This is a genomic window from Pseudomonas sp. Irchel 3F6 (genome assembly GCF_900187595.1).
GTDB lineage: Bacteria > Pseudomonadota > Gammaproteobacteria > Pseudomonadales > Pseudomonadaceae > Aquipseudomonas > Aquipseudomonas siliginis.
The window spans coordinates 386,669-412,991 of record NZ_FYDP01000001.1; the positions used below are offsets into that span (position 1 = coordinate 386,669).

Consider the following 26,323-nt stretch of genomic DNA (forward strand, 5'->3'; position numbering starts at 1 on the left):
GCTTCCGTGGAAACTTCAAAATCACGCTGGTACAGCCAGCTCTATGTGCAAGTGCTGATCGGCATCGTCATCGGCGCTGCCATCGGATACTTCGTGCCGGACATCGGCGCCAAGCTGCAGCCGTTTGCCGACGGTTTCATCAAACTGATCAAGATGCTCCTGGCGCCGATCATTTTCGGCACGGTAGTGGTCGGTATCGCCAAGATGGGCAGTATCAAGGAGGTCGGTCGCATCGGTGTGAAAGCGCTGATCTACTTCGAGATTCTTTCCACCATCGCTCTGGTGGTCGGCCTGATCGTAGTCAACGTGGTCAAGCCCGGCGCCGGCATGAACATCAACGCCGGCACCCTCGATGGCAGCGCTGTCAACAAGTACAGCCAGGCGGCGAGCGAGCAGGGCGGTCTGGTCGAATTCTTCCTCAATATCATCCCCCATACCTTCCTCGGCGCCTTCTCCAATGGCGTCATGCTGCAGGTGATTCTGTTGTCGGTGCTGATGGGCGTCGCCTTGGTGCAAATGGGCGAAACCAGCAAACCGCTGATCAACACCATCGACCTGTTCCTGCAAGGCCTGTTCAAAATCGTCGCGATGGTCATGCGTCTGGCGCCGTTGGGCGCGGGGGCTGGCATGGCATTCACCATCGGCAAATACGGCATCGGCACTCTGCTGTCGCTGGGGCAGTTGCTGGTCGCGCTGTACATCACCACGCTGATCTTCATCGTCGTGGTACTGGGCGCGGTGGCGCGATGGTCGGGCATGCCGCTGATGCAGTTTCTGCGTTATTTCAAGGATGAAATCCTGATCACCCTGGGCACCTGTTCGACCGAAGCGGTGCTGCCGCGAATGATGGTCAAACTGGAAAAGCTCGGCTGCAAGAAATCCGTGGTCGGCATGGTCCTGCCGACGGGCTACACGTTCAACGCGGACGGCACCTGCATCTACCTGACCATGGCAGCAATCTTCATCGCCCAGGCGACCAACACGCCGCTGACCTTCATGGATCAGATGATTCTGCTCGGCGTGTTCCTGCTGACCTCCAAGGGCTCGGCCGGTGTGGCGGGGGCAGGATTCGTGACCTTGGCGGCCACGCTCACCACCATTCACTCGATACCTCTGGTGGGCCTGGTGTTGCTGTTGGGCATCGACCGCTTCCTCAACGAGGCGCGAGCCGTGACCAACCTGATCGGTAACGGCATCGGCACCATCGCCATCGCCAAATGGGACAAGTCGTTCGATGTCGAAGCGTGCGAGCGGGAAATCGCCGCCATGAAGCAGGACAAGGCAGCGCGCAAGTCGCTGCTTGTGCATAAGTGATTCGGGCAACGTGAGCGCTTGATTGGCCTGCCGACGCGTACAGGTTTCAAGTCAGTTCAAAGGTTATGGACTGGGGGCGGGACGATGAGAATTGGCGCACTGACGAAAACCAGTCGGTGCTGGCACGCCACCAATCCCCAGCCATGCCAAAAAACCTGTGGGAGCGAGCTTGCTCGCGAAGGGGCCAGAACGGTCAACACGGATGGCGACCGGCAGAGCGCTTTCGCGAGCAAGCCCGTTTCCACAGTAGGTTGCGCGATTGCTGTCACAACAGTTGGCGATGTTCTTTCGCACCGGACAGTACAAGCAGTGGATTGCAAAACGTTCGCTATGAACCGTCAGGCCGGACCTGAACCCTCTACGTACGTCTGGATGACCTCATCCCAAGGCGGCGTTGCAGGGAACAACTCAAGCAAAAACGCCGTGAACGCTTTGACATTCGGGCTACCGCGACGGCTCTCCGGCCACAACGCGGTAATGGCGAAGCGTTCGACGGTGAACTGTGGCAGCACCGGGACCAGTTCGCCCCGACGAACATACGCCGCCGCTACGTAGTGCGGCGAAATACCGATGCCGCCGCCGGCAGCCAGCACCGCCGCGACCGCATCGCTGGCATCAACGGTGAAGGCCGCGTCGGGTGCCAGTTCCAACTGTCTGTCACCGGCTAGATACGGCCAGCGCAAACTCTGCCCGGTGCTTTGATAGCGGAAATTCACGCACTCATGCTCGGCGAGATCCTCGGCCGTAAGCGGAGTACCCTTGCGCTGCAGATAGTCCGGTGATGCGAACGCACCGATTCGATGCGGGCCCAGCGGGCGAGAAATCAGTCGCGAATCCGCAAGATTGCCAACCCGAACCGCGACGTCGATGCCTTGTTCGATGAGGTCGGCATACTGATCGCCGAGTCGTAGATCGATCGTCACCTTTGGATATTGCTCGCGAAATCTCGGCAGGGCCGGCGCGAGGATATTCAGTCCAATCGGCAACGGCGCGGTGACCTTCAATACGCCCGATGGCTCAGCGCGTGAAGCAACGGCGGCCTGATCGATGTCTTCGACTTCGCGCAGAATCCGCAGCGCCCGTTCGTATAGATCACGGCCCTCCGGGGTGAGTACCAGCGAGCGCGTGGTGCGAGTAAACAGCATCAGGCCGAAATGCTCTTCGAGCCGTTGCACGCTTTTGCTGATGGCCGACGGCGACACCGACAGTGCCCGAGCGGCAGCCGTGTAGCTGCCCAGCGAAGCCGCTCGTGCAAAGGCGATGAGCCCGGTTAAACGATCCAATCCAATTTGTGCCTTCATGGCACTAGTAAAGCGACTTCTGGCCCAATTATCAATGTGGCTTCCAAAACGTAGTCTTTGCCCATCGAACGCCATTCAGGTGTTCCAGACGGAGACTCAGCATGAACATCAGCCAAACCCTGCCTTCCACACTCACCGACAAAACCGTGGTCATTTTCGGCGGCACCTCCGGCATCGGCCTGGCCGCTGCGGTGCAAGCGAAAGCCGCTGGCGCCAAGGTCATCGTCATCGGCTCGAACGCTGCACGTGCCGAGCAGGCCGCCAGCGAGCACGGGCTCGATGGCTGGCGCGCGGCCGACGTGACCGATAGCCAGGCTCTCGATACTGCACTGGCCGATATCCTTCAGGTCGATCACCTCGTTCTGCTCGCCGGCACGTTTGTCGCTGGCACCGTGCGCGCGGCTGATCTCGATTATCTGCACCGCGCGTTCGACGAACGCATCTGGGCATCGATCAATGCGATTCGGGTCCTTGGCGACAGGCTGGCAAAAGACGGCTCGATCACGTTTATCTCCGGTTCTCTCGCTGATCGCCCGAATGCCTACGGCACCGCCGTACTCGCCGCCGCCTCGGCAGCCATGGAAGCACTGGCTCGCGGTCTGGCCCTTGAGTTGGCACCGGTGCGAGTCAACACGCTTTCGCCCGGCCCGATCAACACCCCGATTCTGGGCAAGGCACTGGGCGAGGGGCGGGATGCAGTTGTCGCTTCTCTTGAGCAGGTGCTGCCCCTGCATCGCCTCGGCACAGCTGCAGAAGCGGGCGCGGCAGTGGTTTTCCTGATGAGCAACACCTTCATGAACGGCGCCGTGCTCAACATCGACGGCGGCGCACGCCTGGTTTGATCCTGCCCACCTTTTTGAGAGCCTGAACATGACATCGTTATTTGATTCCGTGCGCCTCGGCGCGCTCGATTTGCCCAACCGCATCCTGATGGCACCGATGACCCGCGCGCGCGGCACTCGCGAGCACGTCCCGACCGAGATGATGGTCGAGTATTACCGCCAGCGCGCCAGTGCCGGCCTGATCATTTCCGAAGCGATCGGCATCAGCCAGCAAGGTCTGGGCTGGCCGTATGCGACAGGCATTTGGTCGGCCGAACAGGTCGCCGGCTGGCGCAAGGTCACCGATGCCGTGCATGGCGCTGGCGGCCGGATCATCGCGCAGCTCTGGCACATGGGCCGAGTCGTGCACCCGAGTTTCCTTGGCGGCGGCCAGCCGGTTTCCGCATCGGTCACCACCGCGCCGGGACAGGCGCATACTTACGCCGGCAAGCAGCCGTATACACCGGCGCGTGCGTTGCCGCTGGAAGAAATTCCCGCACTGCTGGAAGACTTTCGTCAGGCCACTCGCAACGCAATCGAGGCGGGTTTCGATGGCGTGCAGATCCACGCCGCCAACGGCTATCTGCTCGACCAGTTCCTGCGCGACAGCGACAATTTTCGCACCGATGCGTACGGCGGCTCGATCAACAACCGTATCCGCTTGCTCAAGGAAGTGACCGAGGCGGTGGCCGAAGTCATCGGCGCCGACCGCACTGGCGTGCGCCTGACTCCAAGCAGCTACGAGCAGGGCATCCGCGACAGCGATCCCGAAGCGCTGTTCATCCGCGCCGCCGAAGTGCTGTCAGCGATTGGCATCGCTCATCTGGAAGTCCGCGAACCAGCGCTGGACGGCACCTTCGGCAAGTCCGAACGCCCGCCACTGGCCGGGATGATTCGCGACGTGTTCAAAGGCGTGCTGATCCTCAATTCGGACTACGGTTTCGCCAGGGCACAAGCGCAACTGGATGCCGGGCTCGCCGATGCGATTGCGTTTGGACGGCCGTTTATAGCCAATCCGGATCTGCCGCTGAGATTCGCTCGGCAGTTGCCATTGGCGGAAAGCGAAATGAGCACTTGGTTCAGCCAGGGTTGGGAAGGGTATGGGGATTATCCGGCGGTGGATGGCGTTTGAATGTAGCGTCGGTGCCAGCCGCCGTGGCAGTGGATGCCCTGACGGGCTGGCCAGAACCCGGAAAAGCACGCTTAAGCCAGTCGCAAGAGACGGTTCACGCCGTTGATAGGAAAAAGTGAGGCCTGTGATCAGGCCTCATTTGCGTTTTACCAACTCACCTGCAACGTTTCAACGCCGAGCCGTGCGCGTACTCACATCCACCCAGACCGCCAACACCAGAATGCTGCCCTTGACGATCATCTGCCAGTAACTGTCGACGTCGAGCATGGACATGCCGTTATCCAGGCTGGTGATCACCAGTGCGCCGAGGAGGGCACCGTAGACGGTGCCGGAGCCGCCGCGCATGGAGGTGCCGCCGATGAAGCAGGCGGCGATGGCGTCGAGTTCGCCCATGCTGCCGGCTGACGGTGAGCCGGCGGCGAGGCGTGCGGTGTTGACCACGCCGGCGAGGGCGCACATCACGCCCATGATGCCGAAAATCCACAGCTTGACCGCCTGCACATTAATGCCCGACAGGCGCGTGGCTTCCATGTTGCTGCCGACCGAATAGACCCGGCGGCCGAACACAGTCTGGCTGGTGACGTAACTGAACACGCCGAGCAGAATCAGCAACAGCAGCACCGGCACGGGAATGCCGTCATAGCTGTTGAGGGTCTGGACGAAACCGGCCAGCACCGCGCCGATCACCAGCACGCGCACAACATCACGCACTAGCGAATGCGCCGCCAGGCCATGCAGGGCGCGATTGCGTCGTTGTTTCCAGGTCAGGAACACCGTCAGCACAAACAGCAGCACACCCAGGCCGGTGCCGATCGCGTGAGGCAGATATCCTTGGCCGACGTAGACCAGCTCCGGGGATACCGGGGCGATGGTGGTGCCGCCGGTGATCCCCAGCAAAATCCCGCGAAACGCCAACATGCCACCGAGGCCGACAATGAATGAGGGGATGCGCAAGTACGCCGCCATGTAGCCGTTGGCAAGCCCGATGACCAGACCGCACAGGGCGACCAGACTCAGATTCGCCAGCAGCGGAATGTGATAGACCACGTCGAGTATCGCCGCGAGGCCGCCGAGCAGGCCGAGCAATGAACCCACCGACAAATCGATCTCGCCGCTGATGATCACCAGCACCATGCCGCAGGCCAGAATTCCGGTAATCGACATCTGCCGCAGCAGGTTGGAAAGGTTGCGCGGGGTGAGGAAGCCGCCCTCGGTCTGCCAGCTGAAGAACAGCCAGATCAGCACCACGGCAAATACCAGCGCGAGCATCTTGTAGCGGGTGAACAGTTGTTTGACCTGATTCATTTACGCGGTTTTCCGATCATTATTGTTATGGCTGCCCGGCTGGCTGAGGGCGGCGGCGAGTACCTGTTCCTGGGTCAGCTCATGGTTGACGAAATCGCCGCGCAACTGGCCTTCGCCGATCACCAGCACGCGGTCGGAGACGCCGAGCACTTCAGCCAGTTCCGACGAAACCATGATGATCGACACGCCTTCGGCGGCGAGCGCGCCCATCAATTTGTAGATCTCGTACTTGGCGCCGACGTCCACGCCTCGGGTCGGCTCGTCGAGAATCAGTACGCGCGGTTTGGCCAGCAGCATTTTCGCCAGCACGGCTTTCTGCTGGTTACCGCCAGACAGGCTGGTGATCGGCAGGGACGGACTTGCGGTTTTCAGATGCAGACGGGAGATTTCCCGGTCGATGCAGCCCAGTTCGGCTTCGCCATCGATGCGGGTCATTTTCGAATAGCTCTCGAGCACGGCAAGGGTGATGTTCTGACCGACACCGAGATCGGGAATGATGCCCTGGCGCTTGCGATCTTCAGGCACCAGGCACAGGCCTGCGCGGATCGCTTTCAGCGGCGTGCGCGTGTCGATCGGTCGGCCGTCCAGCCAGACTTCGCCTTCATGGCGTCCGGGGTAGGCGCCGAACAGTGCGGTGACCAGTTCGGTGCGGCCGGCCCCGACCAGCCCGGCAATGCCGAGAATCTCGCCGCGCTTGAGGCTGAAGGAGATGTCGTCGACCCGTTTGCGCTTGGGGTTGTCGACGTCGTAGCAAGTCATGTGGCGCGCTTCGAAAATCACCTCGCCAATCTCGTGCGGCTCGCTGGGATAAAGGTTGCTCATTTCGCGCCCGACCATCTGCGTGATGATCTGTGGAATGTCCATGTCGGCCATGGCGGTGGTGGCGATGTGTTTGCCGTCGCGGATCACCGAAATGGTGTCGCACACGGCGGCGACTTCATCGAGTTTGTGCGAGATGTAGACGCAGGCGACGCCCTTGGCTTTGAGGTCGCGGATGATGTCCAGCAGCACTTCGATTTCCGAGCGGCTCAGGGCCGAGGAGGGCTCGTCGAGAATCAGCAGGCGCGCCTGTTTGTTCAGGGCCTTGGCGATTTCCACCAGTTGCTGATAGCCGCCGCCGTACTGCGAAACCGGCAGCGAAACATTCATGTCCGGCACCTTCAATTCACGCATCAAGGCTTCGGCGCGGTGAATCATCGCCGGGTAGTTCATGCGTCCGCCGGGCAGCGTCAGCTCATGGCCCATGAAGATGTTTTCGGCGACCGACAGGTCGGGAACCAACGTCAGTTCCTGATGGATGATGACGATGCCGGCGGCCTCGGTTTCGCTGATCGATTGCGCCCGGAGCGGTTGCCCGTCCCAGAGGATTTCACCGTCCCAGGTGCCATAGGGATAGACCGCCGAGAGGATCTTCATCAGCGTCGACTTGCCGGCGCCATTCTCGCCGCACAGGCCCACGCATTCACCGGGCCGGACCTTGATGTCGATGCCGTTGAGCGCTTTGACACCGCCGAAGGTTTTGACGATGCCGTTCATTTGCAGCAGATAGTCGGACATGGAAAAGGCTCGTATACCAGGGACTCAAACACCACTGAACCTGTGTGGGAGCGAGCCTGCTCGCGAAGGGGCCTTTTCAGCCAGAGCTTGACTGACTGACACTCCGCTTTCGCGAGCAGGCTCGCTCCCACAGGTCTGATCAAGATTTACGACCGGATCACTGCCCGGCAATCTGCGCCTTGGTGTAGAAGCCGTCCTGTTCGAGCAAGTCGATGTTGTCCTTGGTCAACGGCGTTGGCGTGAGCAGGATGGTGTCGACTTTCTTGCTGCCGTTGTCGTACTGCGAGGTGTAGGCCGGTTTTTCGTTGCGTGCCAGTTGCACCGAGAGCTTGGCCGCTTCGGAGGCGATGAGTTTCAGCGGTTTGTACACGGTCATGGTTTGCGTGCCGGCGATTACGCGTTTGACCGCTGCGAGGTCGGCGTCCTGACCGGAAATCGGCACCTTGCCGGCCAGTTGCTGCGCGGCCAATGCCTGGATGGCGCCGCCAGCGGTGGCGTCGTTGGAGGCGACGATGCCGTCGATTTTGTTGTTGTTACGGGTCAGGGCATTTTCGACAATACTCAGCGCTTCGGTCGGGTTCCATTCCTTGACCCACTGCTGGCCGACGATCTTGATATCGCCCTTGTCGATGGCCGGTTGCAGCACCTTCATCTGGCCTTCACGGAGGATCTTGGCGTTGTTGTCGGTGGGCGCGCCACCCAGCAAGAAGTAATTGCCCTTGGGCGCCGCTTTCAGCACGCCGCCGGCCTGCATCTCGCCGACCTTTTCGTTATCGAAGGAGATATAGGCGTCGACATCGGCGTTGAGAATCAGCCGGTCGTAAGACACCACTTTGATCCCGGCTTTCTTCGCCTCGGCCACGGCGTTGGTCAGCACTGTCGCGTTGAACGGCACGATGACAATCACATCGACGCCGCGAGAGATAAGGTTTTCGATCTGCGAAATCTGCTTCTGCTCGTTGGCGTCCGCCGATTGCACGAAGACTTTGGCGTCCATTTTTTCCGCCGCCGCGACGAAATAATCGCGATCGCGCGACCAGCGTTCCAGACGCAGGTCGTCAATGGAAAAACCGATTTTCGGATGGGTAGCGTCAGCCATTACCGGCAGGGCCAACAACGCCAGGGCACTGGCCAACAGCGTACGTTTCAAGTTCTTCATGGTGGTGCGTCCTTTTATTTTTGTTGGAAAGACACGGCCTGACGATGAATCGGGCTGGTAGAACTGTAGAGAATCTGCCGACGCAGCAGGCACAGAATTGTCGTGCAATTGTCACAGCGTCGTTGCGTCGGCAGCCTCCCTTGGCCATCAGCGATACAGGTAACGGTTGACGATGTTTTCGAGCATTTCCTGGCGGCCGCTGACGGCTTGCGGGTTCAGTTCGTTGGTGAACGCGTGCTCGGCCAGTGACTCAAGATTGAAGTCGCCCGCCATCACCGCTTGCCCGAACGGCTGACGCCAGCCGGCGTAGCGTTGATCCTTGAGGGTTTGCAATTGATCGTTCTCAACCATCGCGGCGGCGCGTTCCAGCGACAAGGCCAGAACGTCCATGGCGCCGACGTGGCCGTGGAACAGGTCGATCTCGTCGAGGCTCTGCCGGCGCACCTTGGAGTCGAAATTGAAGCCGCCATTCTTGAAACCGCCGGCCTTGAGGATTTCATAGGTCGCCAGGGTCATTTCCTCGACGCTGTTGGGGAACTGGTCGGTGTCCCAGCCGTTCTGCGGATCGCCACGGTTGGCATCGATGCTGCCGAAAATCCCCAGCGAGGCAGCCGTGGCGATTTCGTGATGGAAACTGTGACCGGCCAGGGTCGCGTGGTTGGCCTCGATGTTGACCTTGATTTCCTTTTCCAGGCCGTACTGCTGGAGAAAGCCGAATACCGTAGCGCTGTCGTAATCGTACTGGTGCTTGGTCGGCTCCTGGGGCTTGGGTTCGATCAGCAGGTCACCGGTGAAACCGATCTTGTGCTTGTGCTCGACCACCATGCGCATGAAGCGCCCGAGTTGTTCGCGCTCACGTTTCAGGTCGGTATTGAGCAGGGTTTCGTAGCCTTCGCGACCGCCCCATAGCACGTAGTTGGAGCCCTTGAGGCGATGGGTTGCGTTCATTGCGCTGAACACTTGCGCGGCGGCGCAGGCGAACACTTCCGGATCGGGATTGCTTGCGGCACCGGCGGCAAAACGTGGATTGCTGAAGCAGTTGGCGGTGCCCCAGAGCAGCTTGATGCCGCTTTGTGCCTGATGCTGTTCGAGGCGATCGACCATTTGTGCGAAGTGTTCGCGGTACTCCTTCAGCGAGTTGCCTTCGGGGGCGACGTCCGTGTCGTGAAAGCAGTAGTAATCGATGCCCAGTTTGCTGAAGAACTCGAAGGCGGCTTGAGCCTTGCCGATAGCCAGTTGCATCGGCTCACCACTGCGTTGCCAGGGGCGTTTGAAGGTGCCGGCGCCGAACACATCGGAGCCCGGCCAGACGAAGGTGTGCCAGTAGCAGGCGGCCATGCGCAGGTGTTCGCGCATGGGTTTGCCGAGGATCAGTTTGTCGGCGTCGTAGTGGCGGAAAGCGAGGGGCGAATCACTGTTCGGGCCTTCGTAGCGAACCGGCTCGATATTGGGGAAATACTGCATGGACCTTGTCCTTGTTGTTCTTGGGTGTCTCGATACTAGCAACGCCCCCGTGCCCGCTGATTATGAAAAGCCTCAACCGTGAGTGCGATTTTGCGTATTGAGCTTCAGCGCGCGCAGGCCTAGTCTGTGTCCATCGTCGCCGTGACATGGCGCCCGGAACAAAAACAATTTGAGGCCGCTTTCGCGAGCAGGCTCGCTCCCACATTTGATTCGTGTCGTTCACAAAACCGTGTGGGAGCGAGCCTGCTCGCGAATGGCTTTACGCAAAATCCGGATACTGAATGAAGAGCCTACCGCCCGTGCACCGCATCGCCCTGTTGTTCAACGGCAGCAAGATCTACGACCGTGGAATCATCAGCGGCATCGGCAACTACCTGAGCAGCACCCGCGCTTCCTGGGACCTGTTTCTGGAAGAGGACTTTCTCTGCCGCTTGAAAGGCATCGAGCGCTGGCAGGGTGACGGCATCATTGCCGACTTCGACGATCCGCTGATTGGCGAGGCGCTGGCCGACATTCATTTGCCGGTGGTGGCGGTCGGCGGTTCTTACGAGGATGCGCGCGCCTATCCGAAAGCGATCCCCTACGTTGCCACTGATAACAACGCACTGATCACTCTGGCTTATTCGCATCTGGTCGAGGCGGGGTTGCAGCGCTTTGCCTGTTTCAGCCTGCCGGAAGCGCAGGCCAATCGCTGGGCGCAGGAGCGGGAAAAAGCTTTTCGCAAACTGATGCAGCGCGACGGCCTGCACGCCGAGATCTATCGCGGCATGGGCACCAGCGCACCGTTGTGGGACAGTGCCGTCGAGCAACTGATCGCCTGGCTGCACAGCCTGCCCAAACCGATCGGCATCATCGCCGTCAGCGACGCCCGCGCTCGGCAGTTGCTGCAAGCCTGCCTGACCGCCGGCATTGCCGTGCCCGAGCAGGTCGCGCTGATCGGCATCGACAACGATCCGCTGACCCGCAGCCTGACCCGCGTACCCCTGAGTTCGGTGATCCAGGGCACCGAAACCATGGGCCGCACCGCTGCGCAATTGCTGCACCAGATGCTCCACGGCATGCCGTCCACCGGCACGCAAATCCTGATTCCGCCTGATGCGGTCAATGTGCAGGTGTCGAGCCTGCACCAACCGCTGGGCAATCCGTACGTCATGCAAGCGCTGCTGTTCATCCGCCAATATGCCTGCCAGGGCATCAAGACCGCGCAAGTGGCGGCGTATGTCGGCGTGTCGCGCTCATCGCTGGAAGCGCATTTCCGCGCCGAGCGCGGTTGCAGCGTGCATGACGAGATTCTGCGTTTCAAACTGGCGGCGGCTACCAGCGGTTTGAAGAACACCGATGCGGCGATTGCCGACATTGCCCAGGCCTGCGGCTTCAAGTCTGCGCAATATCTGCACACGGTGTTCCGTCGCGAGTTCGGCTGCACGCCGCGTGAGTATCAGCAGGGCGGGGCGTAGCGCTGCGAGGACTTACGCCAGCGCAGCGGCATTGGCTCTGGAACGCCAGGCAAACGTCAGCACCATCAGCAACCCCAGACCGGCCATCGCCGCGCCGGCCAGGGAAATCGCCGGATAACCCAGCCCGGCATTGATCACCGCGCCGCCCAGCGCCGCGCCGATCGCATTGCCAAAATTGAACGCACCGATATTCACCGCCGAAGCCAGGTTGGGCGCATCCTTGGCCGCTTCCATCACGCGCATTTGCAGCGGTGGCACCAGGGCGAAACTGGCGATACCCCAGATCAGAATGGCGACGGCGGCCGGCAGCGGCCAGCGCATCAGCACAGTGAACGCCAGCAACACCACAATCAATGCGCTCAGCGACACGATCAGGGTGCGGTCAATCGAACGGTCGGCAGCCTTGCCACCCCACATGTTGCCCAGCGTCAAACCGATTCCGAACAACACCAGCATGGCGGTGATGAACGCGGCGGAGGCATGGGTCTCGCTGCTGAGGATCGGCGCGATGTAAGTGAATACGGTGAACATCGCACTCGAGCCGACCACCGTCAGGGCCAGCGCGGCCAACACCGGACCTCTGCCCAATACCCGTATTTCCGCCAGCGCACCCGCGCCTTGCTCTGCTTTCAGATTGGGCAGGGCGAACCACAAAGCGATCATGGTCAGCACACCGAGGCCGGTAATGCCCCAGAACGCCGTGCGCCAGCCAAACAGTTCACCAAACCAGGCTGCCAGCGGCACACCGCCGATAGTCGCCAACGTCAGGCCCATGAACATTGCCGCCACGGCGCCGGCACGTTTTTCCGGCGCGACCACGCTGGCGGCGACCACAGAGCCCACTCCGAAGAATGCGCCGTGATTGAGCGAGGTGATCACTCGGGCGACCATCAGGCTGGAGTAATCGGTGGCCAGCGCCGACATCAGGTTACCCAGGGTGAAAATCGCCATCAGCCCGATCAGCAGATAGCGCCGGGGGATCTTGCCAGTGGTCAGGGTCATCAGCGGCGCGCCGAGCAGCACGCCCAAGGCGTAGGCACTGACCAACAAGCCCGCAGCGGGAATGGAAACGCCGAGATCGGCAGCGATGCCGGGCAACATGCCCATCGGCGCGAACTCGGTGACGCCGATGCCAAAGGCGCCGACAGCGAGTGCAACAAGTGGTGGATTGATACGCATGGAAAGTCTCCTCATCTATGCCGCCAATGCTACGATCCATGGTTTTCCGGCGGTAGATGGCGATTGTGGCAATCACCTTTGCGTAAGAGGCACGAATGGACTTCAACGGCAGGTCAGGGGAAATGAGCGTGTTCGTCACAGTGGCGCAGGAGGGCAGCCTCTCAGCTGCTGCGCGTGCGCTGGGACTGACGCCTTCGGCGGTCAGTCGGATCATCGCCCGCGCGGAACAACGACTTGGTACCCGCTTGCTGCTGCGCACCACCCGCGCACTCACTTTTACCGCCGAGGGCGAGGCCTTCCTGCGCGGTGCCCGGCGGATTCTCGCCGACATGGATGAAGTGGAAGGGGCCATTACCGATCAGGGCGTACCCAAGGGCCGCTTGCGTGTCAGTGCCGCCCTTGGCCATGGACGGCTGACCATTGTGCCGCTGGTCGCAGCCTTCACCGCCCGTTACCCGAACATCGTCGTCGACCTCAGCCTTGGCGACGAAGTCGTTGACATCCTCGCCGGCCAGGCGGACGTCGCCATACGCTTCGGCCATCTGCCCGACAGCCCGTTGACCGCGCGCCGGCTCGGCCACACCGGCCAGGTGGTCGTGGCATCGCCCGACTATCTGGAACGTCATGGCACGCCTCAGCAACCCGAAGACCTGCTCAAGCACAACTGCCTGCGCTTCAACTTCCGCCGCGCCGAAGCCAACTGGCCGTTCATCCGCGACGGCAAGGAGTTCTCGCTGAAAGTCAGCGGCAACATCGAATGCAGCAGCGGCGAAGCACTGGCCCAGTTCGCCAGACTCGGCGCCGGAATTGCGCGGATTGGCGAGTTCACCGTCAGGGAAGACTTGCAGTGCGGCGCGCTGATCCCGCTGCTGCAAGCGTTCAACCCGGGCGATGAGGAACCGATTCATGCGGTGTTCGTCGGCGGCGCGGCGATGCCGGTGCGGGTGCGCTTGTTTGTGGATTTTTTGCTGGAGCAGCATCGGATGTAGACGTGCTGTGCGGATTCTGCGGGTCGTCCATGACCCGCAGACTGGCGGCTAAATGGTCGGAATGGTGCCGCCGTCGATCACAAATTCACTCCCGGTGATCGACGCTGCTCGCGGCGATGCCAGGAACCCGATCAGCTCAGCCACTTCAACTGGCGTCGACGGGCGGCCGAGCGGGATACCGCCCAGGGCCTGCATGATGATGTCCTTGCCACCTTGATAGTCAGTGCCTGCCTCCTGCGCGAGTCGCTCGGCGAATGCCACCGACGCTTCGGTTTCAACCCAGCCCGGCGATACCCGCACGACGCGAACCCCCTTGGGTGACACTTCTTTCGACAGGCTTTTGCTGTAGGTCGACAGCGCAGCCTTGGCCGCCGCGTACGCCGTCGTTGATTCCGGCAGTGGCAGCCTACTCTGGATGGATGTGACATGGATCACCACGCCATTACGACGCTCGAGCATGCCCGGCAGCACGGCACGATCTAGGCGCACCGCTGGCAGCAAATTCAGATTGAGTTCGCGTTGCCACTGCTCCTCGTCCAGCGCTGCAAAACCACCACCGGGGGCCGACGAGCCACCCAGAACATGGATCACTATGTCGACGCCGCCCAGTTGCTGTTGGACCGCAGCGATGAGTGCGTCACAACCTTCCCGTGTCGAAAGATCAGCCGCAACCAGCAGTGCGCCCGGCATTTCGACCTCCACTTGCCGAGCCGAGGTGATGACCTTTGCGTCCTCGGCCAGGAACCACTCGACCACTGCTTTGCCGATTCCCTTGGTGCCGCCGGTGACGAGGACCCGCTTGCCAGTCAATCCTGAATTCAGCATGGCGAAATCTCCAGCGCGACGAATTGATGGATTGCGTCGGAGATTTTTTTCTCGTCGGTGACCGTGAGATACGTTTGCACGACGTTGGAAGGTTGAAGGTTCATTGCCTGACTCCTGATTGATGGTCTGGAGTCATCTTGCTGCGCTGCAGATAGTTTGTTCAACTGGGACAAATCGTAATGACCTATCCCGGAAAACAGGACAATCCATGGCCCAGGATCGCTTAGCCCTTAATGAACTGGATGCCGTTATAGCGGTGGCACGCAGGGGGTCGTTCCGCCAGGCTGCCATTGATCTCGACGTTTCGACCACCGCGCTGAGCAACACCATTGCGCAACTGGAAGCGCGCCTCGAATCGCGCCTGTTCAACCGCACCACCCGCAGCGTTGCCATCACCGAAGCGGGCAAGGTGTTTCTCGAGCAAGTGGGGCCAGCCTTGCAGGATTTGCGCGCGGCACTGGATGCAGTGCGCTCGCAAAACGCCGGACCCTCGGGAACGCTGCGCATCAACGCATTCGCCAGCGCTGCGCGTTCGGCGCTGCTGCCACTGGTGATCGAGTTTTTGCAGCAGCATCCGAAAGTCCACATTGACCTTGTGACCGAAGGGCGCCTGGTGGATATCGTGGCTGACGGCTTCGATTTCGGCGTGCGCTCGGCAGGCCTGGTGCCCAACGATGTGATTGTAGTGCCTGTCGGCCCGCCGCAACGGTACGCGGTGGTCGGTTCGCCGGGGTATTTTGCACAACACGGCAAACCGCGCTCGCCGTCCGATCTGCCCGGGCATCGATGCATCCGTGTGCGACTGCCGAACGGGGCGATTTTCCCTTGGTATTTCGAGCGCGACGGCGAAGTCATTCGTCTGGATGTGAACGGGCCGCTGACCCTGGATGAATCGAGCGTGGTCAAGGTGGCGGTGCAGGCGGATATGGGGCTGGGCTTTTTCATGGAGCAGGACGTTCGTGACGAAATCCGCAGCGGCGAGTTCGTGCAGGTACTCAAGGACTGGACCCCGCCCCGAGACAGGTTGTGCCTGTACTACCCGAACCGCCGCAATCCCTCTGCGGCCGCCAGGGCATTCATCGAACTTGCTCGCGCCAGGCAGGCTGATCAGGCTTGACCCGGCGCAGGGCTCAGGCGATCAAGCCCAGTGTCAGCCCCTTCAGAGTGGCGGCTGCACGGGTCGAGCATTGCAATTTGCGAAAGATGCTTTCCATGTGCGTGCGTACCGTGCTCGGACTGATATCCAACAGTTGCGCGACTTGTTTGTTGCTGGCGCCACGGCTGATCTCCAGAAGAATGCGGCACTCACGGGCTGTCAGCAGCGAAGGCTTGGGTTGCCGCAGGCGGCGCTCGCCACTGGCGGCGGCAATGACCGCTTCGCAGACATCGTTGTCGAACAGACCACGGCCAGCATCCTGTTTGAGTAGCGTGGCTGCTGCGGCTTCGTCGTGGGCTGTTCGCCATGGCCGGGCTTGCCTCAACGCTACCCAGGCGACCGAGGTGGCGAACAGCCGATGTTCGGCATTCAGTGCATCACCCGCCACGCCGCGAAAATAGCCGCTGCCATCGAGCCGTTCATACGCGTGGGTGGCTATTTCGGCGGGCGCGGCCAGTTCAGGAACCGGTCGGAGCGCCTGTTGCGTCCAGTAAGGCACCAGCCGCACTCGCTCTGCCGCACCGTAGGGCAGCGGCCCTGCGCTATTCCAAAGATGATTGGAAACGGCTGCGCGGCCGAGACCGTAAATCAGCGCGGACTTGCCAATGTTTGCCAAAGCCGGCTCACTCAACCCCCACAGGCGTGCCGCTTCCACGGCAACATGCGCGACCTGACGCGAATGCCCGGCCAGCCATGGCAGCTTCAAGTCAATGACGTCTCCGACCAAAGTCAGCGAGACACGACGCTGCTCAGGCGCGGGTTCAACTTTTGTGCAAAGCGTTTCCAGATCCGCCAGCCAGGCCTTGGCATTGGCCACCAGCAACGACACCAGCGACGCTGGATAGCGCCGATCCGACTGCTCGTTGATCCAGCGCAACGCCGCGTCCAGACCGTGAGCGCGAGTGAGAATATCCAGATCACCGGCCATGACCACCTGATAGGCGACCTCTGGGATATGTTCATGCGCAACGCCGAGCGGTCGGCCAGTGCCGTCGTAGGTTTCGAACACCCGACACAGGCCCGCTTCGACGGCGGTTCCGAGCTGGAGGGTTTTGGCGATTGCACCGGACACTTCACAGTGCACCACGGCCAGCGGGGTTGCCTGATGCACCGCGTTCATCTGCTCACTGCCCAAGGTCAGATCGAGCATTGCGCGGCGACCATCGACGTCGTCACCCAGCAGGTCGGCAAAGCCTTCGGCGTTGGCCGTGCACCCAGACCAGCGCAGCAAGGCAATCTGCTCTGCAACCTGCAGATGCTCACCGGCGCCGTGGCATGCCTGCGCGAGCATCCGCGCCAAAGCGGCAACGCGCCGCGAGTGACCGAGCGGTTGCCCCATGCTGAGGTCACCGACCTGGGCGATGGTTGCCAGTGCGCCGTCCAGTGAGATGTCCAGTTGCAAGCCACTATCCATGAAAAATGCCCCGGGGTCGGATAATTGACCGATGCCCACATCGCAGGCCGGCCAGCACACTCTGAACTCCCGAACAGGAGCTCATCCAATGAAAACAATCAAATCGAAATTCGCCACCGTCGCCTTTGCCCTGGCCAGTACCTTCATGGCCGGCGCCAGCCACGCGCAGGATACAACGCCTTCGGTGGTGATCGTACACGGCGCCTTCGCTGACGGTTCCGACTGGGCCAAAGTGGTGCCACTGCTGCAAGCCAAAGGCGTGGCCGTTACCGTTGTGCAAAATCCGCTCACCTCGCTGGCCGATGACGTTGCCGCCACGCGCCGCGCGCTGAACAACCAGCAGGGCAAGGTGGTGCTGGTCGGTCACTCTTGGGGTGGCACGGTGATCACCGAGGCTGGCAGCGACCAGAAAGTCAGCGCTCTGGTGTATGTCGCCGCCTTCGCGCCAGACGCCGGGCAAACCAGTGGCGAACAGGGTAAAGGCGCGCCGACGCCGCCGGGCATCAGTCAGATCAAGGCCGACGGTAACGGCTTCCTCTATCTCACCGCTGAAGGCATGGCCAAGGATTTCGCTCAGGATCTGCCGGCCGCGCAGACCGCCGTCATGACCGCCACACAGGGGCCGATCAAGGCCTCGGCTTTCGAAGATAAAACCACCGCTTCGGCCTGGAAAACCAAACCGTCCTGGTACCTGCTCGCTACCGAAGACCGGATGATTCATCCCGACGTCCAGCGGTCTGCCGCCAAGCGTATCGGTGCGACCCTTGCAGAGGTACACGCCAGCCATGTCCCGCAGCAATCGCAGCCGGCCGAGGTCGCCGCAGTGATTCTCAAAGCCGTGCACAGCGTTGCTGAGCAGTGATCGCGGCATCGAAGGGGAGCGGGCATATGAACCCTCGAAGTGCTCACGACTATGATTTCATTGTCTGTGGTGCCGGCACGTCGGGCTGCGTGGTCGCTGCGCGGCTTGCCGATCAGTCAGGCGCACGGGTTCTGCTGATTGAAGCCGGCGAACGTTACTCAGGCCCCGAGGTGAACGAACCGGCGCAATGGCCGCTGAACCTCGGCTCCGCGCGCGACTGGGCATTCGAGGGGCAATCCGATCCACGCCTCAACGGTCGACGGCTCCCGCTGAGCATGGGCAAGGGGCTCGGTGGAGGTTCGAGCATCAACGTGATGGTCTGGTCGCGCGGCCATCGCGCCGATTGGGAGCATTTTGCTGCCGAGTCTGGCGACCCGGCCTGGGGCTACGCATCGGTTCTCGATTACTACCGCAGGATCGAAAACTGGCAAGGCAGCCCGGACGCCACTCGGCGTGGTTCAGGTGGGCCGGTACATGTCGAACAGCCGGCCACGCCTCAACCCCTTGCGTTGGCAACGCTGGAGGCGGCCAGCGATCTGGGCATCCCCCGATTCGACAGTCCCAATGGCGAGATGATGGAAGGCTCGGGCGGGGTCGCCATCACCGACTTGCGCATCAAACAGGGCAAGCGCGAATCGGTTTACGACGCCTACATCCAGCCACGGTTGCACTGTCCCGACCTGACGGTGCTGACCGGAGCCTTAGTGACTCGCGTGTTGCTGGACGGCACCCGGGCCGTCGGTGTCGAAGTGTTGATCGCCGGCGAGCGGCGCTGCTTTCATGCCGCAGCTGAAGTCGTTCTGTCCATGGGCGCGGTGCAATCACCGAAAGTGCTCATGCAGTCGGGCATCGGCCCGGCGGATGAGCTGCGAAAACACGGCATCGTACCGGTCGTTCATCTACCCGGTGTGGGCGAGAATTTGCAGGATCATCTGGCGTTCGCTTGCACGTGGGAGTATCGAAAACCCCAGGCCGTCGCGGGCAGCGGATGCGAAACCACCTTGTACTGGAAAAGCGACAGCCGCCTGGAAGCCCCGGACCTGTTGCAGTGCCAGTTGGCATTCGCGGTACCGTCTCCGCCTGAGGTCGCCATCGAGCCGCCGGAGCATGGCTGGACCATGTTCGCCGGGCTGGCCAGACCGGCCAGTCGTGGGCGCTTGCGGTTGTCGGGTGCTGGGCCGCTGGATGCGCCGATCATTGAGCCGAACTCCCTGAGCGAGCCCGAGGACATGGCCGCAGCCCATGCGTCGATCGAACTGTGCCGCGCACTCGGCAACAGCCAGGCCTTCAATGCGCTGATCAAGCGCGAAGTCGTGCCCGGTCCCAGAGAACGTCGCGCTATGGAACAGTTCATCCGCAATTCGGCCGTGACCTACTGGCACCTGTCGTGCACGGCAAAAATGGGCCGCGATGCGCTGTCGGTGGTTGACCACCAATTACGCGTGTACGGGATCGACGGGCTGCGCGTTGCAGATGCCTCGATCATGCCGCGCATTACCGTTGGCAACACGATGGCGCCGTGTGTCGTTATTGGTGAGCGGGCGGCGGATATGCTTCTGGCTGCGTATGGGGTGACGATGGCGAACACAATGCCTTCAAGGTAATGACCGTGCGGGCGGGGCGGCAAATCCCGGCCTGCCGTCCAGATGTGACGATGAGTCGAGTCAGTCGATTCAATTCATCGGCACGGCGAACACGGCACTGGCGCGCGCAACCGTTCGCTCACCGACGTGCAGACTGACGCCAGCAAACGCCAATTGGCGGCCCTTTCTGGAGTGCTCAAGACGCACTTCGAGCCACTCGTTGATTTGCACCGCGCCGAGATAATCCAGGGTCATGCTCGCGGTGATCAACGGCTGCGGTGGATCGCTGGAAAAGGCCATGGCGTAACCCATGCCCACGTCCGCTAGTGTCGCCAATACACCGCCATGCAAAGTGCCACGGCCATTGGCGTGGCGGGAGTCGGTCAGTAAACCCAGTTCCAATTGCAGGCCGTGGCCTCTGGCGTAGATCGGGCCGAGCAGATCCAGCAAAGGACTGCTGCGGGTCAATGGAGTAAAACCTTCGGGAATGGCCGTGGTGTTCATGATCCCATCCTGATGCAGGCGACTGACCTGTGCGATTGAGCGGGGAGTCGCAGGAGGGGGCAAGCACTATGTGGATGGGGAATTTGCTGCGATAAGTGCGCGGAGCGTGGCACTGAAGATCAGTGCGACGACACAAACGGCGAAGCACTCGTCGGTGCCGGCAGCGCATAGGCTTGTTTCATCCACGCCACTTCCGCAAGCGGCGTGCGGCCGAACAGGCGTTTGAAGTCGCGGCTGAATTGCGAGGCGCTTTCGTAACCGACCAGAAACGCAGATTTTGCCGCGGTCAGTTCGTTACGCAGCATCAGCAATCGCGCCTGGTGCAGCCGCGTCGATTTCAGGTACTGCATCGGCGAGGAATCGGTAACCTTGCGAAAGTGCAGATGAAAATTCGGCACACTCATCTGCGCTTCTTCGGCCAGGGTTGCTACGTCGAGATGCTGGTTATAGCAACTGTGGATCTTGTGGATGGCGCGGGTCACTTTGCCGAACTGGCCTTGTTGGGCGATGGCGGCGCGCAGGGTGCCACCTTGTTCGCCGGTGAGGATACGGTAGTAGAGCTCGCGCAGCATCGCCGGGCCGAGGATTTGCGCGTCGGCATCGTCGCTCATCACTTCAAGAAAACGCAGGGTTGACCGGCGCAGCGGTTCGTCCAGAGGCGAGGCGTACATGCCCATCGGTTGCGCTGTGGGAAATTCCCACCGCTCATCCACTTGCTGAATCAGCTCGCCGGCCAGGGCGAAATCCAGGCGCACGTACACCGCCAGCATCGGCTCCGCTTCGCTGGCGTCGGTTTCCATGGTGAAGGGTACCGGCACCGATACCACCAGATAATGCTGGGCGTCGTAGACGTAGATTTCATCGCCTAGATAGCCGCGTTTGCGCCCCTGACAGAGGATCACGATGCCCGGTTCATACAGCACCGGCGTGCGGGTCAGCGGTCGGTTGGAACGCAGGAAACGTACATCGTCCAGCGGGCTCAGGTTGTAGCCCTCCAGCGGGGCGAGCTGGCTCATTAGCTGGACCATGCGCGCGGTGATTGGGTCTTTCGGTTTCGGCATGGGCTGTGGGTTTCCTTGTGAAAAGGCGCGTTCGAACCTGTCTGGCTGATTGGCGGGGTGTCAGACAGAGCCCTCACCCTAGCCCTCTCCCAGAGGGAGAGGGGACTGACCGTGGTGCTTTCTGGTACTACGCCGACCTGTAATATTGTGCCGAACGCCGGGGTTGAATCCACCCGCGATCGGCTCCCTCTCCCTCCGGGAGAGGGCTGGGGTGAGGGTGCTTTTGATCTTTCAGCCATCCGTCGAACGACTAAGCGCTGCCCATTGCTCAATACTCTCAGCCGTCTGCTGCAACTTGTCACGCACCAGCGCCAGCGCATCACTGCCCAATAGCAGGTGAGCCGGCGGATCTGGACTGTCGATGATGGTCAGCATGGCCCGTGCAGCTTTCAGCGGATCGCCCAGCTGCTGGCCGCTTTTCTCCTCCCGGGCCTTGCGCACCGGATCGAAGCTTGCGTCGTAGTCACTGATGCTACGCGGCGTGCGTTGCATCGAGCGGCCTGCCCAGTCGGTGCGAAATGACCCCGGCGCCACAGCGGTGACAAAAATATTGAAGGGCGCAAGCTCCTTGCTCAAGGTGTCGGAGATCCCTTCAAGCGCAAACTTGCTGCCGCAGTAATAGGCGATCCCGGGCATGGTGATATGGCCGCCCATCGACGTGATATTAAGAACATGCCCCGCGCGGCGCTGGCGAAAATACGGGACGAACGCCTTGGTCACCGCCACTGCGCCAAACACGTTGACGTCGAACTGGCGGCGCATTTCCTGCAGCGATGACTCTTCGAAAATCCCCTCGTGGCCATAACCTGCGTTGTTGACCAGCACGTCCACCGGGCCGTGGCGATCCTCCACTGCCGCAACCACCCCATCGATGGCATCGAAATCGGTAACGTCCAGCACCACCCCATGCGCGCGCTCGGGCGAGAGCGCTTCGAAGGCTGCCAGCGCGGATTCGCTGCGCACTGTGCCGATGATCTTATGGCCCTGGGCAAGTGCTTCCTTGGCCAGCGCTTGGCCGAAGCCGCTGCTGACACCGGTGATGAAAAGGGTCTTCATGGATCTGTACTCCAGCAGGCAATTGGAGAGGCCATGCTAGGGCGGATAACGCTGGCGGACGATGCCGAATCGGATCGGAGTATTGCCTGTTCCTATCAATAGGGTTTTCGATCAGGTCTTGCCTCAAAAAACGGAAAAGTCCTGCAGGTTTCAAACCTGCAGGACTTTTCTTGTCTCAGCATCATGCGCTTAAGCTGCGCGACGACCTGGGGTCCGGTCTGATCCTTCAGCGGCGAGGGCCTGGCCCATTGAGGTGCGGTCTGAGCCGTCGGCAGCGATGGCCTGGCCTTGTGGGGTCTTGTCATAACCGTCCTCCGCCAGGCCTTTTTCCTCGAGGCGATTGCGGCCGTTTTCAGCCAGAGCCTGACCCTGCGGCGTACGTTCCGAGCCATCGGCAGCAACAGTCTGCTGTGGTTCGTTGACCTGGGTGAAGAAACGATCTTCCTGATTGCTCGGTACGGCGAATGCGCTGGCGCTGAGGGCGAAAGTGGCGACGGCGATCAGTTGGCTTACAGTTTTCATGGCGGTGACTCCGGTCAAGTTGAGATTGAGGTCCGGGTCGTTCAGATCCGTATCTGGTTAACCCGTTGCAGTGGTGTGTTCTGCATGGGTTCAGATTAGGGGGCAGGGCGGTGTCGGCGTTAGGCGGATACTGTTGGCGACTTGCCTGATTCTGCTCGCTGAAGATGATTTACAGGCTAGCGACCTTATGGCTTCACGGCGCCGCGAGCAATCAGGTTCCGCCAGTGAGATAGCTTTGCACTTGCCTGACTACATCCCGGGCGGTGCGGGTTACGCCGATCAATGTGGCAGAAGCGAGCCCCGTCCAGTCGCCATAACCCACCAGCCACAGTTCGGGCATCGCAACGCTTCGGCTTTCGTCCACAATCACTTTGCCATCCCGGCCTACAACGCCCAGGCTGTTCAGGTGGTCGAGCGCCGGAGCAAAACCCGTGCACCAGATGACAGCGTCCACCTTTGTCTCGATGCCCGATGACCACACAACCCCCGTCGAAGTAAAACGCGTGAACGGCCGTACTGCGTTCAGTACACCGCGTTCGCGAGCTTCCTTCACCGGCGGCACCATGACGATGTCGCCCAGCCCTCCAACGGGCTGTTGAGGCTCCACGCCATCCTGCTGCGCCTTCAGTCGAGCAGTAGCGCGTTCGAACAGGACTCGTCCATCCACCTCATCAGGTAAGAACGTTGGGGCCTGTTGCGTGACCCAGGTTGCCTGAGCCACTTTGGAGACCTCGGCGTAAATCTGGGCGCCGGAGTTGCCGCCACCGACGACAAGGACGTTTTTACCCGCAAACCCGTTCGGCCCGACGTAATGAGCGGAATGAAGCTGCCTGCCTGCAAACAACGCCTGGCCGGGATAGTCCGGTACGAACGGGCGGCTCCAGGTGCCTGTTGCACTGATAACCGCTTTGGCGTCCCAGTGGTTGTCCTTTGAGATAACGCGCAAGCCGCCTTCGATTTTCTCGACACCGGTCACCCGCGTGGAGCGGATGATGGGGAAGTCATACCGGCGCTCGTACTGAGTCAGGTATTCGACAACATCGTCTCGCCCGGGCGTCCCCTCGGATATGGCCGGCATCGGCCAGCCTGCAATCGAGCTCCATGCCGACGGCGAGAAGAGTCGCAGCGAATCCCAGCCATGCCGCCAGGCGCCTCCCGGTCCCGGCTCGGCATCGAGCAGCACGTAAGACAAGCCTGTGCGCTTCAAAAAATAAGCGACAGTCAGCGCGGATTGGCCACCACCAATGACCACAACATCAAGTGTCGAATTCTGACTCACCAGCATCCTCCCGGCGCAAAGGCCTCAACGAGTGAAAGATCGGGGTCGGGCCATACCGTTGCCCCGCACAGGCATCAAATGGAACGCTGGTTGACTCGTCTGGACAGCTCTTCGGCGGATTCCTTGCGCTCGGAATAACGGTCGACCAGGTAATCCTGACGATCGCGCAAGAGCAGCGTGAACTTCATCAATTCTTCCATCACGTCCACCAAGCGGTCGTAGTACGAAGAAGGCTTCATGCGACCCGCTTCATCGAACTCTGTGAACGCCTTGGCCACGGAAGACTGGTTCGGGATGGTGAACATCCGCATCCAGCGGCCAAGTACCCGCAACTGATTGACCACGTTGAAGGACTGCGAGCCGCCGCAGACCTGCATCACAGCGAGGGTTTTGCCTTGCGTAGGTCGTACAGCGCCCAGCGCCAGCGGAACCCAGTCGATCTGCGCTTTGAACACGGCACTCATGGAGCCGTGACGCTCAGGAGAGCACCACACCTGACCCTCGGACCATTGCATCAGCTCGCGCAGTTCCACGACTTTGGGATGCGTGTCGGGTGCGTCATCAGGCAGCGGCAGACCCGCAGGATCAAAAATCCTGGTTTCGGCGCCAAACTCATTCAGCAGGCGTGCCGCTTCTTGCGTGACCAGACGACTGAACGAGCGCTCTCGCGTCGATCCGTATAGCAGCAAAATGCGAGGTTTGTGGGGCGAAGGATTACGCGGAGACAGCTGCTCCAGCGTAGGAATGTCGATCAGGTCGGCGTGTACGTTTGGCAATGTGTCTTGCATATGAACTCCTGCGGCGGCACCTGGAGGGGGGGCGCCTCGGTTGATCTTCAAAGCGAACCGATGCGGTTCAGTTCAGCTTGCAGTTGGTCAGGGCTCATGGTCTTGAGCGGCAGTGCGAGAAACGCACTCACGCGTTCCTGGATTTTGGCCAGTGTGGTTGCAAACGCTGCGGTGATCTCGGCTTCCGACCCGCTAGCCTCAGACGGGTCGGCCAGACCCCAATGCGCCTTCAGGGCTGGGCCGAAAAAGATCGGGCATGCTTCTCCCGCAGCCCGATCACAGACTGTGATCACGATGTCCGGAGGCGAGCCTTCAAAAGCATCCGAAGCCTTGCTGCTCAAGCCCACTGTGGAAATACCCGCCGCCTCCAGCGTTTGCAGTGCCCGTTGATTCACCCGGCCACTGGGAAAGCTGCCTGAGCTGACAGCGTCTACGCCCTCGGGCGCCAAATGGTTGAAAAGCGCCTCGGACAGAATGCTGCGGCAGCTGTTGTGGGTGCACATGAACAAGATTTTCATCAGACGATTCCTTGATTCAGAAACTGAGGCGCATTGCCAGGGTGGTTGATCCGGTGGGCATGAATCAGCTGCACATGGCCTGATTGATCGGTCGGTCGCTCATGCAGCACAGGCGCTTGGCCTCGGTTTCCAGCCATGGCTGATTGGCGTCTGCCACTGCCCTCAAAACTGCGGTTACCCACGCGGGCACATCAGGATTCAGTCGGTAGTACACCCATTGACCCTGGCGACGATCCAGCAGCAAACCGGCGGAGCGCAGCAGCGCCAAATGACGAGAAATCTTCGGCTGACTGAGGTCGAGTGCTGCCGTCAGCTCGCATACACACAACTCGCCTTCGCGCACGACAAGCAGGGAAATTTTGGCCCGGGTGTCATCGGCCAGACACTTGAACAAAGTGGTGGGGGTCATGGGTTCTGTCATACATCCTCCAGAAGCTTGTGTCTTGACCAAAACGATGAGCTTGACGCTCAGGGTGAAAGGGCGAGGGAATGATTGCTGATCAGTGAATATGAATGGCCGAATATACGTATTCTCATATATCTGGTAAAGCGAATATAACAGCGGTTGAACCGTCGAGACTGATAGCAACGGACCGCGCGGATAGTGCCCGCGATTTGTCTGATTCCAACTGATTGAAAATAGCCATTGACTTAGAGCACGCTCAAACCTTTACGGTGATGACATGAATCCAGAACTGACAATTTCAAAGTTGGCCAAACGCCTTGATTTGAGCGCTCACACGATCCGCTATTACGAGCGCATCGGGCTGTTCGACCCGGTTGGGCGCGGTGGCAATGGCCACCGGGTGTACGCCGAGAAGGATGTGCTGTGGGCCGAGTTTCTGCTCCGGTTGAAGGCGACCGGAATGCCGATCCAGCAAATGCTGCGGTATGCCGAACTGCGCCGATCAGGCGACTCGACCCTGGCAGAACGCCGCGAGCTTCTTGAGCAGCATCGCCGGGACGTGCAAGCGCAGATCAGCCAGTTGAGCCAGTCCCTGGAGGTTCTGGATAACAAGATTCAGATCTATCACCAACTCGAGCAAAAGGAGCATCACCATGATCCGTAAACTTCCC

25 protein-coding genes are annotated in these 26,323 nt (G+C 60.9%); 9 read left to right on the top strand and 16 right to left on the bottom strand.

Features of this window, described 5'->3' with window-relative positions; translation table 11 throughout:
- Positions 1-6: 6 nt before the first annotated feature.
- Positions 7-1,314, top strand: coding sequence for a C4-dicarboxylate transporter DctA (gene dctA / locus CKW30_RS01735; protein WP_042610193.1), 1,308 nt, complete (start codon positions 7-9; stop codon positions 1,312-1,314).
- Between the two features lie 338 nt (positions 1,315-1,652).
- Here dctA and CKW30_RS01740 read toward each other — a convergent pair whose 3' ends face one another.
- Positions 1,653-2,690: a LysR family transcriptional regulator gene (locus CKW30_RS01740; protein ID WP_236708157.1), complete on the bottom strand. Its 1,038-nt coding sequence runs from the start codon at positions 2,688-2,690 to the stop codon at positions 1,653-1,655.
- Positions 2,691-2,716: 26 nt separating this feature from the next.
- On the opposite strand from CKW30_RS01740, the gene CKW30_RS01745 reads away from it, so the two are divergent.
- The gene (locus CKW30_RS01745) at positions 2,717-3,457 is read left to right on the top strand and encodes an SDR family oxidoreductase (RefSeq protein WP_095179640.1); all 741 of its coding nucleotides are present in this window, start codon (positions 2,717-2,719) and stop codon (positions 3,455-3,457) included.
- 28 nt (positions 3,458-3,485) lie between these two features.
- Positions 3,486-4,568: an alkene reductase gene (locus tag CKW30_RS01750; RefSeq protein ID WP_095179641.1), complete on the top strand. Its 1,083-nt coding sequence runs from the start codon at positions 3,486-3,488 to the stop codon at positions 4,566-4,568.
- Between the two features lie 168 nt (positions 4,569-4,736).
- Here the strand turns inward: CKW30_RS01750 and CKW30_RS01755 are convergent, their stop codons facing one another.
- The 4 genes from CKW30_RS01755 to xylA form a co-directional block, all read right to left on the bottom strand.
- The gene (locus CKW30_RS01755) at positions 4,737-5,873 is read right to left on the bottom strand and encodes a sugar ABC transporter permease (RefSeq protein WP_076563313.1); all 1,137 of its coding nucleotides are present in this window, start codon (positions 5,871-5,873) and stop codon (positions 4,737-4,739) included.
- Positions 5,874-7,430, bottom strand: coding sequence for a D-xylose ABC transporter ATP-binding protein (xylG, locus tag CKW30_RS01760; RefSeq protein WP_095179642.1), 1,557 nt, complete (start codon positions 7,428-7,430; stop codon positions 5,874-5,876).
- Positions 7,431-7,587: 157 nt separating this feature from the next.
- A complete protein-coding gene (xylF, locus tag CKW30_RS01765; protein WP_016774327.1) occupies positions 7,588-8,589 on the bottom strand; it encodes a D-xylose ABC transporter substrate-binding protein in 1,002 nt (333 codons plus the stop codon).
- Between the two features lie 147 nt (positions 8,590-8,736).
- Entirely contained in the window at positions 8,737-10,053 is a 1,317-nt protein-coding gene (xylA, locus tag CKW30_RS01770) for a xylose isomerase (RefSeq protein WP_095179643.1), read from the bottom strand.
- 281 nt (positions 10,054-10,334) lie between these two features.
- Between xylA and CKW30_RS01775 the strand changes: the two genes are divergently transcribed.
- Positions 10,335-11,510, top strand: coding sequence for a DNA-binding transcriptional regulator (locus tag CKW30_RS01775; protein WP_016774329.1), 1,176 nt, complete (start codon positions 10,335-10,337; stop codon positions 11,508-11,510).
- Between the two features lie 12 nt (positions 11,511-11,522).
- Here the strand turns inward: CKW30_RS01775 and CKW30_RS01780 are convergent, their stop codons facing one another.
- The gene (locus CKW30_RS01780) at positions 11,523-12,689 is read right to left on the bottom strand and encodes an MFS transporter (RefSeq protein ID WP_056784905.1); all 1,167 of its coding nucleotides are present in this window, start codon (positions 12,687-12,689) and stop codon (positions 11,523-11,525) included.
- Positions 12,690-12,784: 95 nt separating this feature from the next.
- On the opposite strand from CKW30_RS01780, the gene CKW30_RS01785 reads away from it, so the two are divergent.
- The gene (locus CKW30_RS01785; RefSeq protein ID WP_095179644.1) at positions 12,785-13,678 is read left to right on the top strand and encodes a LysR family transcriptional regulator; all 894 of its coding nucleotides are present in this window, start codon (positions 12,785-12,787) and stop codon (positions 13,676-13,678) included.
- A gap of 48 nt (positions 13,679-13,726) precedes the next feature.
- On the opposite strand, the gene CKW30_RS01790 is transcribed toward CKW30_RS01785, so the two are convergent.
- Positions 13,727-14,503: an SDR family oxidoreductase gene (locus tag CKW30_RS01790; RefSeq protein ID WP_095179645.1), complete on the bottom strand. Its 777-nt coding sequence runs from the start codon at positions 14,501-14,503 to the stop codon at positions 13,727-13,729.
- A gap of 208 nt (positions 14,504-14,711) precedes the next feature.
- Here CKW30_RS01790 and CKW30_RS01795 point away from each other — a divergent pair, with 208 nt between their 5' ends.
- The gene (locus CKW30_RS01795; RefSeq protein ID WP_095179646.1) at positions 14,712-15,620 is read left to right on the top strand and encodes a LysR family transcriptional regulator; all 909 of its coding nucleotides are present in this window, start codon (positions 14,712-14,714) and stop codon (positions 15,618-15,620) included.
- 13 nt (positions 15,621-15,633) lie between these two features.
- Here CKW30_RS01795 and CKW30_RS01800 read toward each other — a convergent pair whose 3' ends face one another.
- Entirely contained in the window at positions 15,634-17,073 is a 1,440-nt protein-coding gene (locus CKW30_RS01800) for an HD domain-containing phosphohydrolase (protein ID WP_095180283.1), read from the bottom strand.
- Positions 17,074-17,161: 88 nt separating this feature from the next.
- On the opposite strand from CKW30_RS01800, the gene CKW30_RS01805 reads away from it, so the two are divergent.
- Both CKW30_RS01805 and CKW30_RS01810 read left to right on the top strand, forming a co-directional pair.
- Positions 17,162-17,935, top strand: coding sequence for an alpha/beta fold hydrolase (locus CKW30_RS01805; protein ID WP_095179647.1), 774 nt, complete (start codon positions 17,162-17,164; stop codon positions 17,933-17,935).
- Between the two features lie 26 nt (positions 17,936-17,961).
- Positions 17,962-19,539 carry a GMC family oxidoreductase gene (locus CKW30_RS01810; protein ID WP_095179648.1) on the top strand — a complete coding sequence of 526 codons (1,578 nt, stop codon included), beginning with the start codon at positions 17,962-17,964 and terminating at the stop codon, positions 19,537-19,539.
- Between the two features lie 69 nt (positions 19,540-19,608).
- Here the strand turns inward: CKW30_RS01810 and CKW30_RS01815 are convergent, their stop codons facing one another.
- The 8 genes from CKW30_RS01815 to CKW30_RS01850 form a co-directional block, all read right to left on the bottom strand.
- A complete protein-coding gene (locus CKW30_RS01815) occupies positions 19,609-20,022 on the bottom strand; it encodes a PaaI family thioesterase (protein WP_095179649.1) in 414 nt (137 codons plus the stop codon).
- A 119-nt stretch (positions 20,023-20,141) separates the two neighbouring features.
- Entirely contained in the window at positions 20,142-21,083 is a 942-nt protein-coding gene (locus tag CKW30_RS01820; RefSeq protein WP_095179650.1) for an AraC family transcriptional regulator, read from the bottom strand.
- A gap of 231 nt (positions 21,084-21,314) precedes the next feature.
- Positions 21,315-22,139: an oxidoreductase gene (locus CKW30_RS01825; protein WP_095179651.1), complete on the bottom strand. Its 825-nt coding sequence runs from the start codon at positions 22,137-22,139 to the stop codon at positions 21,315-21,317.
- Positions 22,140-22,328: 189 nt separating this feature from the next.
- Positions 22,329-22,661 carry a hypothetical protein gene (locus CKW30_RS01830; protein ID WP_095179652.1) on the bottom strand — a complete coding sequence of 111 codons (333 nt, stop codon included), beginning with the start codon at positions 22,659-22,661 and terminating at the stop codon, positions 22,329-22,331.
- A 211-nt stretch (positions 22,662-22,872) separates the two neighbouring features.
- Complete coding sequence (locus CKW30_RS01835) at positions 22,873-23,946, bottom strand: ArsO family NAD(P)H-dependent flavin-containing monooxygenase (protein ID WP_095179653.1); 1,074 nt, start codon at positions 23,944-23,946, stop codon at positions 22,873-22,875.
- A 68-nt stretch (positions 23,947-24,014) separates the two neighbouring features.
- Positions 24,015-24,728, bottom strand: coding sequence for an arsenical resistance protein ArsH (gene arsH / locus CKW30_RS01840; RefSeq protein ID WP_041480526.1), 714 nt, complete (start codon positions 24,726-24,728; stop codon positions 24,015-24,017).
- Positions 24,729-24,775: 47 nt separating this feature from the next.
- On the bottom strand, positions 24,776-25,246 hold the full coding sequence (locus tag CKW30_RS01845; RefSeq protein ID WP_095179654.1) for an arsenate reductase ArsC: 471 nt from the start codon (positions 25,244-25,246) through the stop codon (positions 24,776-24,778).
- Between the two features lie 64 nt (positions 25,247-25,310).
- Positions 25,311-25,667, bottom strand: a complete 357-nt coding sequence (locus CKW30_RS01850; protein ID WP_095179655.1) for a metalloregulator ArsR/SmtB family transcription factor — start codon at positions 25,665-25,667, stop codon at positions 25,311-25,313.
- 262 nt (positions 25,668-25,929) lie between these two features.
- Between CKW30_RS01850 and CKW30_RS01855 the strand changes: the two genes are divergently transcribed.
- Positions 25,930-26,316: a MerR family transcriptional regulator gene (locus CKW30_RS01855; RefSeq protein WP_016774345.1), complete on the top strand. Its 387-nt coding sequence runs from the start codon at positions 25,930-25,932 to the stop codon at positions 26,314-26,316.
- Positions 26,317-26,323 lie beyond the last annotated feature (7 nt).

Bases quoted from the DNA above. Each gene is read 5' to 3' on its own strand.
- CKW30_RS01740 (WP_236708157.1), bottom strand. From the start codon at position 2,690: ATGGCGTTCGATGGGCAAAGACTACGTTTTGGAAGCCACATTGATAAT.
- CKW30_RS01745 (WP_095179640.1), top strand. From the start codon at position 2,717: ATGAACATCAGCCAAACCCTGCCTTCCACACTCACCGACAAAACCGTG.
- CKW30_RS01750 (WP_095179641.1), top strand. From the start codon at position 3,486: ATGACATCGTTATTTGATTCCGTGCGCCTCGGCGCGCTCGATTTGCCC.
- CKW30_RS01755 (WP_076563313.1), bottom strand. From the start codon at position 5,873: ATGAATCAGGTCAAACAACTGTTCACCCGCTACAAGATGCTCGCGCTG.
- xylG (WP_095179642.1), bottom strand. From the start codon at position 7,430: ATGTCCGACTATCTGCTGCAAATGAACGGCATCGTCAAAACCTTCGGC.
- xylF (WP_016774327.1), bottom strand. From the start codon at position 8,589: ATGAAGAACTTGAAACGTACGCTGTTGGCCAGTGCCCTGGCGTTGTTG.
- xylA (WP_095179643.1), bottom strand. From the start codon at position 10,053: ATGCAGTATTTCCCCAATATCGAGCCGGTTCGCTACGAAGGCCCGAAC.
- CKW30_RS01775 (WP_016774329.1), top strand. From the start codon at position 10,335: ATGAAGAGCCTACCGCCCGTGCACCGCATCGCCCTGTTGTTCAACGGC.
- CKW30_RS01780 (WP_056784905.1), bottom strand. From the start codon at position 12,689: ATGCGTATCAATCCACCACTTGTTGCACTCGCTGTCGGCGCCTTTGGC.
- CKW30_RS01785 (WP_095179644.1), top strand. From the start codon at position 12,785: ATGGACTTCAACGGCAGGTCAGGGGAAATGAGCGTGTTCGTCACAGTG.
- CKW30_RS01790 (WP_095179645.1), bottom strand. From the start codon at position 14,503: ATGCTGAATTCAGGATTGACTGGCAAGCGGGTCCTCGTCACCGGCGGC.
- CKW30_RS01795 (WP_095179646.1), top strand. From the start codon at position 14,712: ATGGCCCAGGATCGCTTAGCCCTTAATGAACTGGATGCCGTTATAGCG.
- CKW30_RS01800 (WP_095180283.1), bottom strand. From the start codon at position 17,073: ATGGATAGTGGCTTGCAACTGGACATCTCACTGGACGGCGCACTGGCA.
- CKW30_RS01805 (WP_095179647.1), top strand. From the start codon at position 17,162: ATGAAAACAATCAAATCGAAATTCGCCACCGTCGCCTTTGCCCTGGCC.
- CKW30_RS01810 (WP_095179648.1), top strand. From the start codon at position 17,962: ATGAACCCTCGAAGTGCTCACGACTATGATTTCATTGTCTGTGGTGCC.
- CKW30_RS01815 (WP_095179649.1), bottom strand. From the start codon at position 20,022: ATGAACACCACGGCCATTCCCGAAGGTTTTACTCCATTGACCCGCAGC.
- CKW30_RS01820 (WP_095179650.1), bottom strand. From the start codon at position 21,083: ATGCCGAAACCGAAAGACCCAATCACCGCGCGCATGGTCCAGCTAATG.
- CKW30_RS01825 (WP_095179651.1), bottom strand. From the start codon at position 22,139: ATGAAGACCCTTTTCATCACCGGTGTCAGCAGCGGCTTCGGCCAAGCG.
- CKW30_RS01830 (WP_095179652.1), bottom strand. From the start codon at position 22,661: ATGAAAACTGTAAGCCAACTGATCGCCGTCGCCACTTTCGCCCTCAGC.
- CKW30_RS01835 (WP_095179653.1), bottom strand. From the start codon at position 23,946: ATGCTGGTGAGTCAGAATTCGACACTTGATGTTGTGGTCATTGGTGGT.
- arsH (WP_041480526.1), bottom strand. From the start codon at position 24,728: ATGCAAGACACATTGCCAAACGTACACGCCGACCTGATCGACATTCCT.
- CKW30_RS01845 (WP_095179654.1), bottom strand. From the start codon at position 25,246: ATGAAAATCTTGTTCATGTGCACCCACAACAGCTGCCGCAGCATTCTG.
- CKW30_RS01850 (WP_095179655.1), bottom strand. From the start codon at position 25,667: ATGACAGAACCCATGACCCCCACCACTTTGTTCAAGTGTCTGGCCGAT.
- CKW30_RS01855 (WP_016774345.1), top strand. From the start codon at position 25,930: ATGAATCCAGAACTGACAATTTCAAAGTTGGCCAAACGCCTTGATTTG.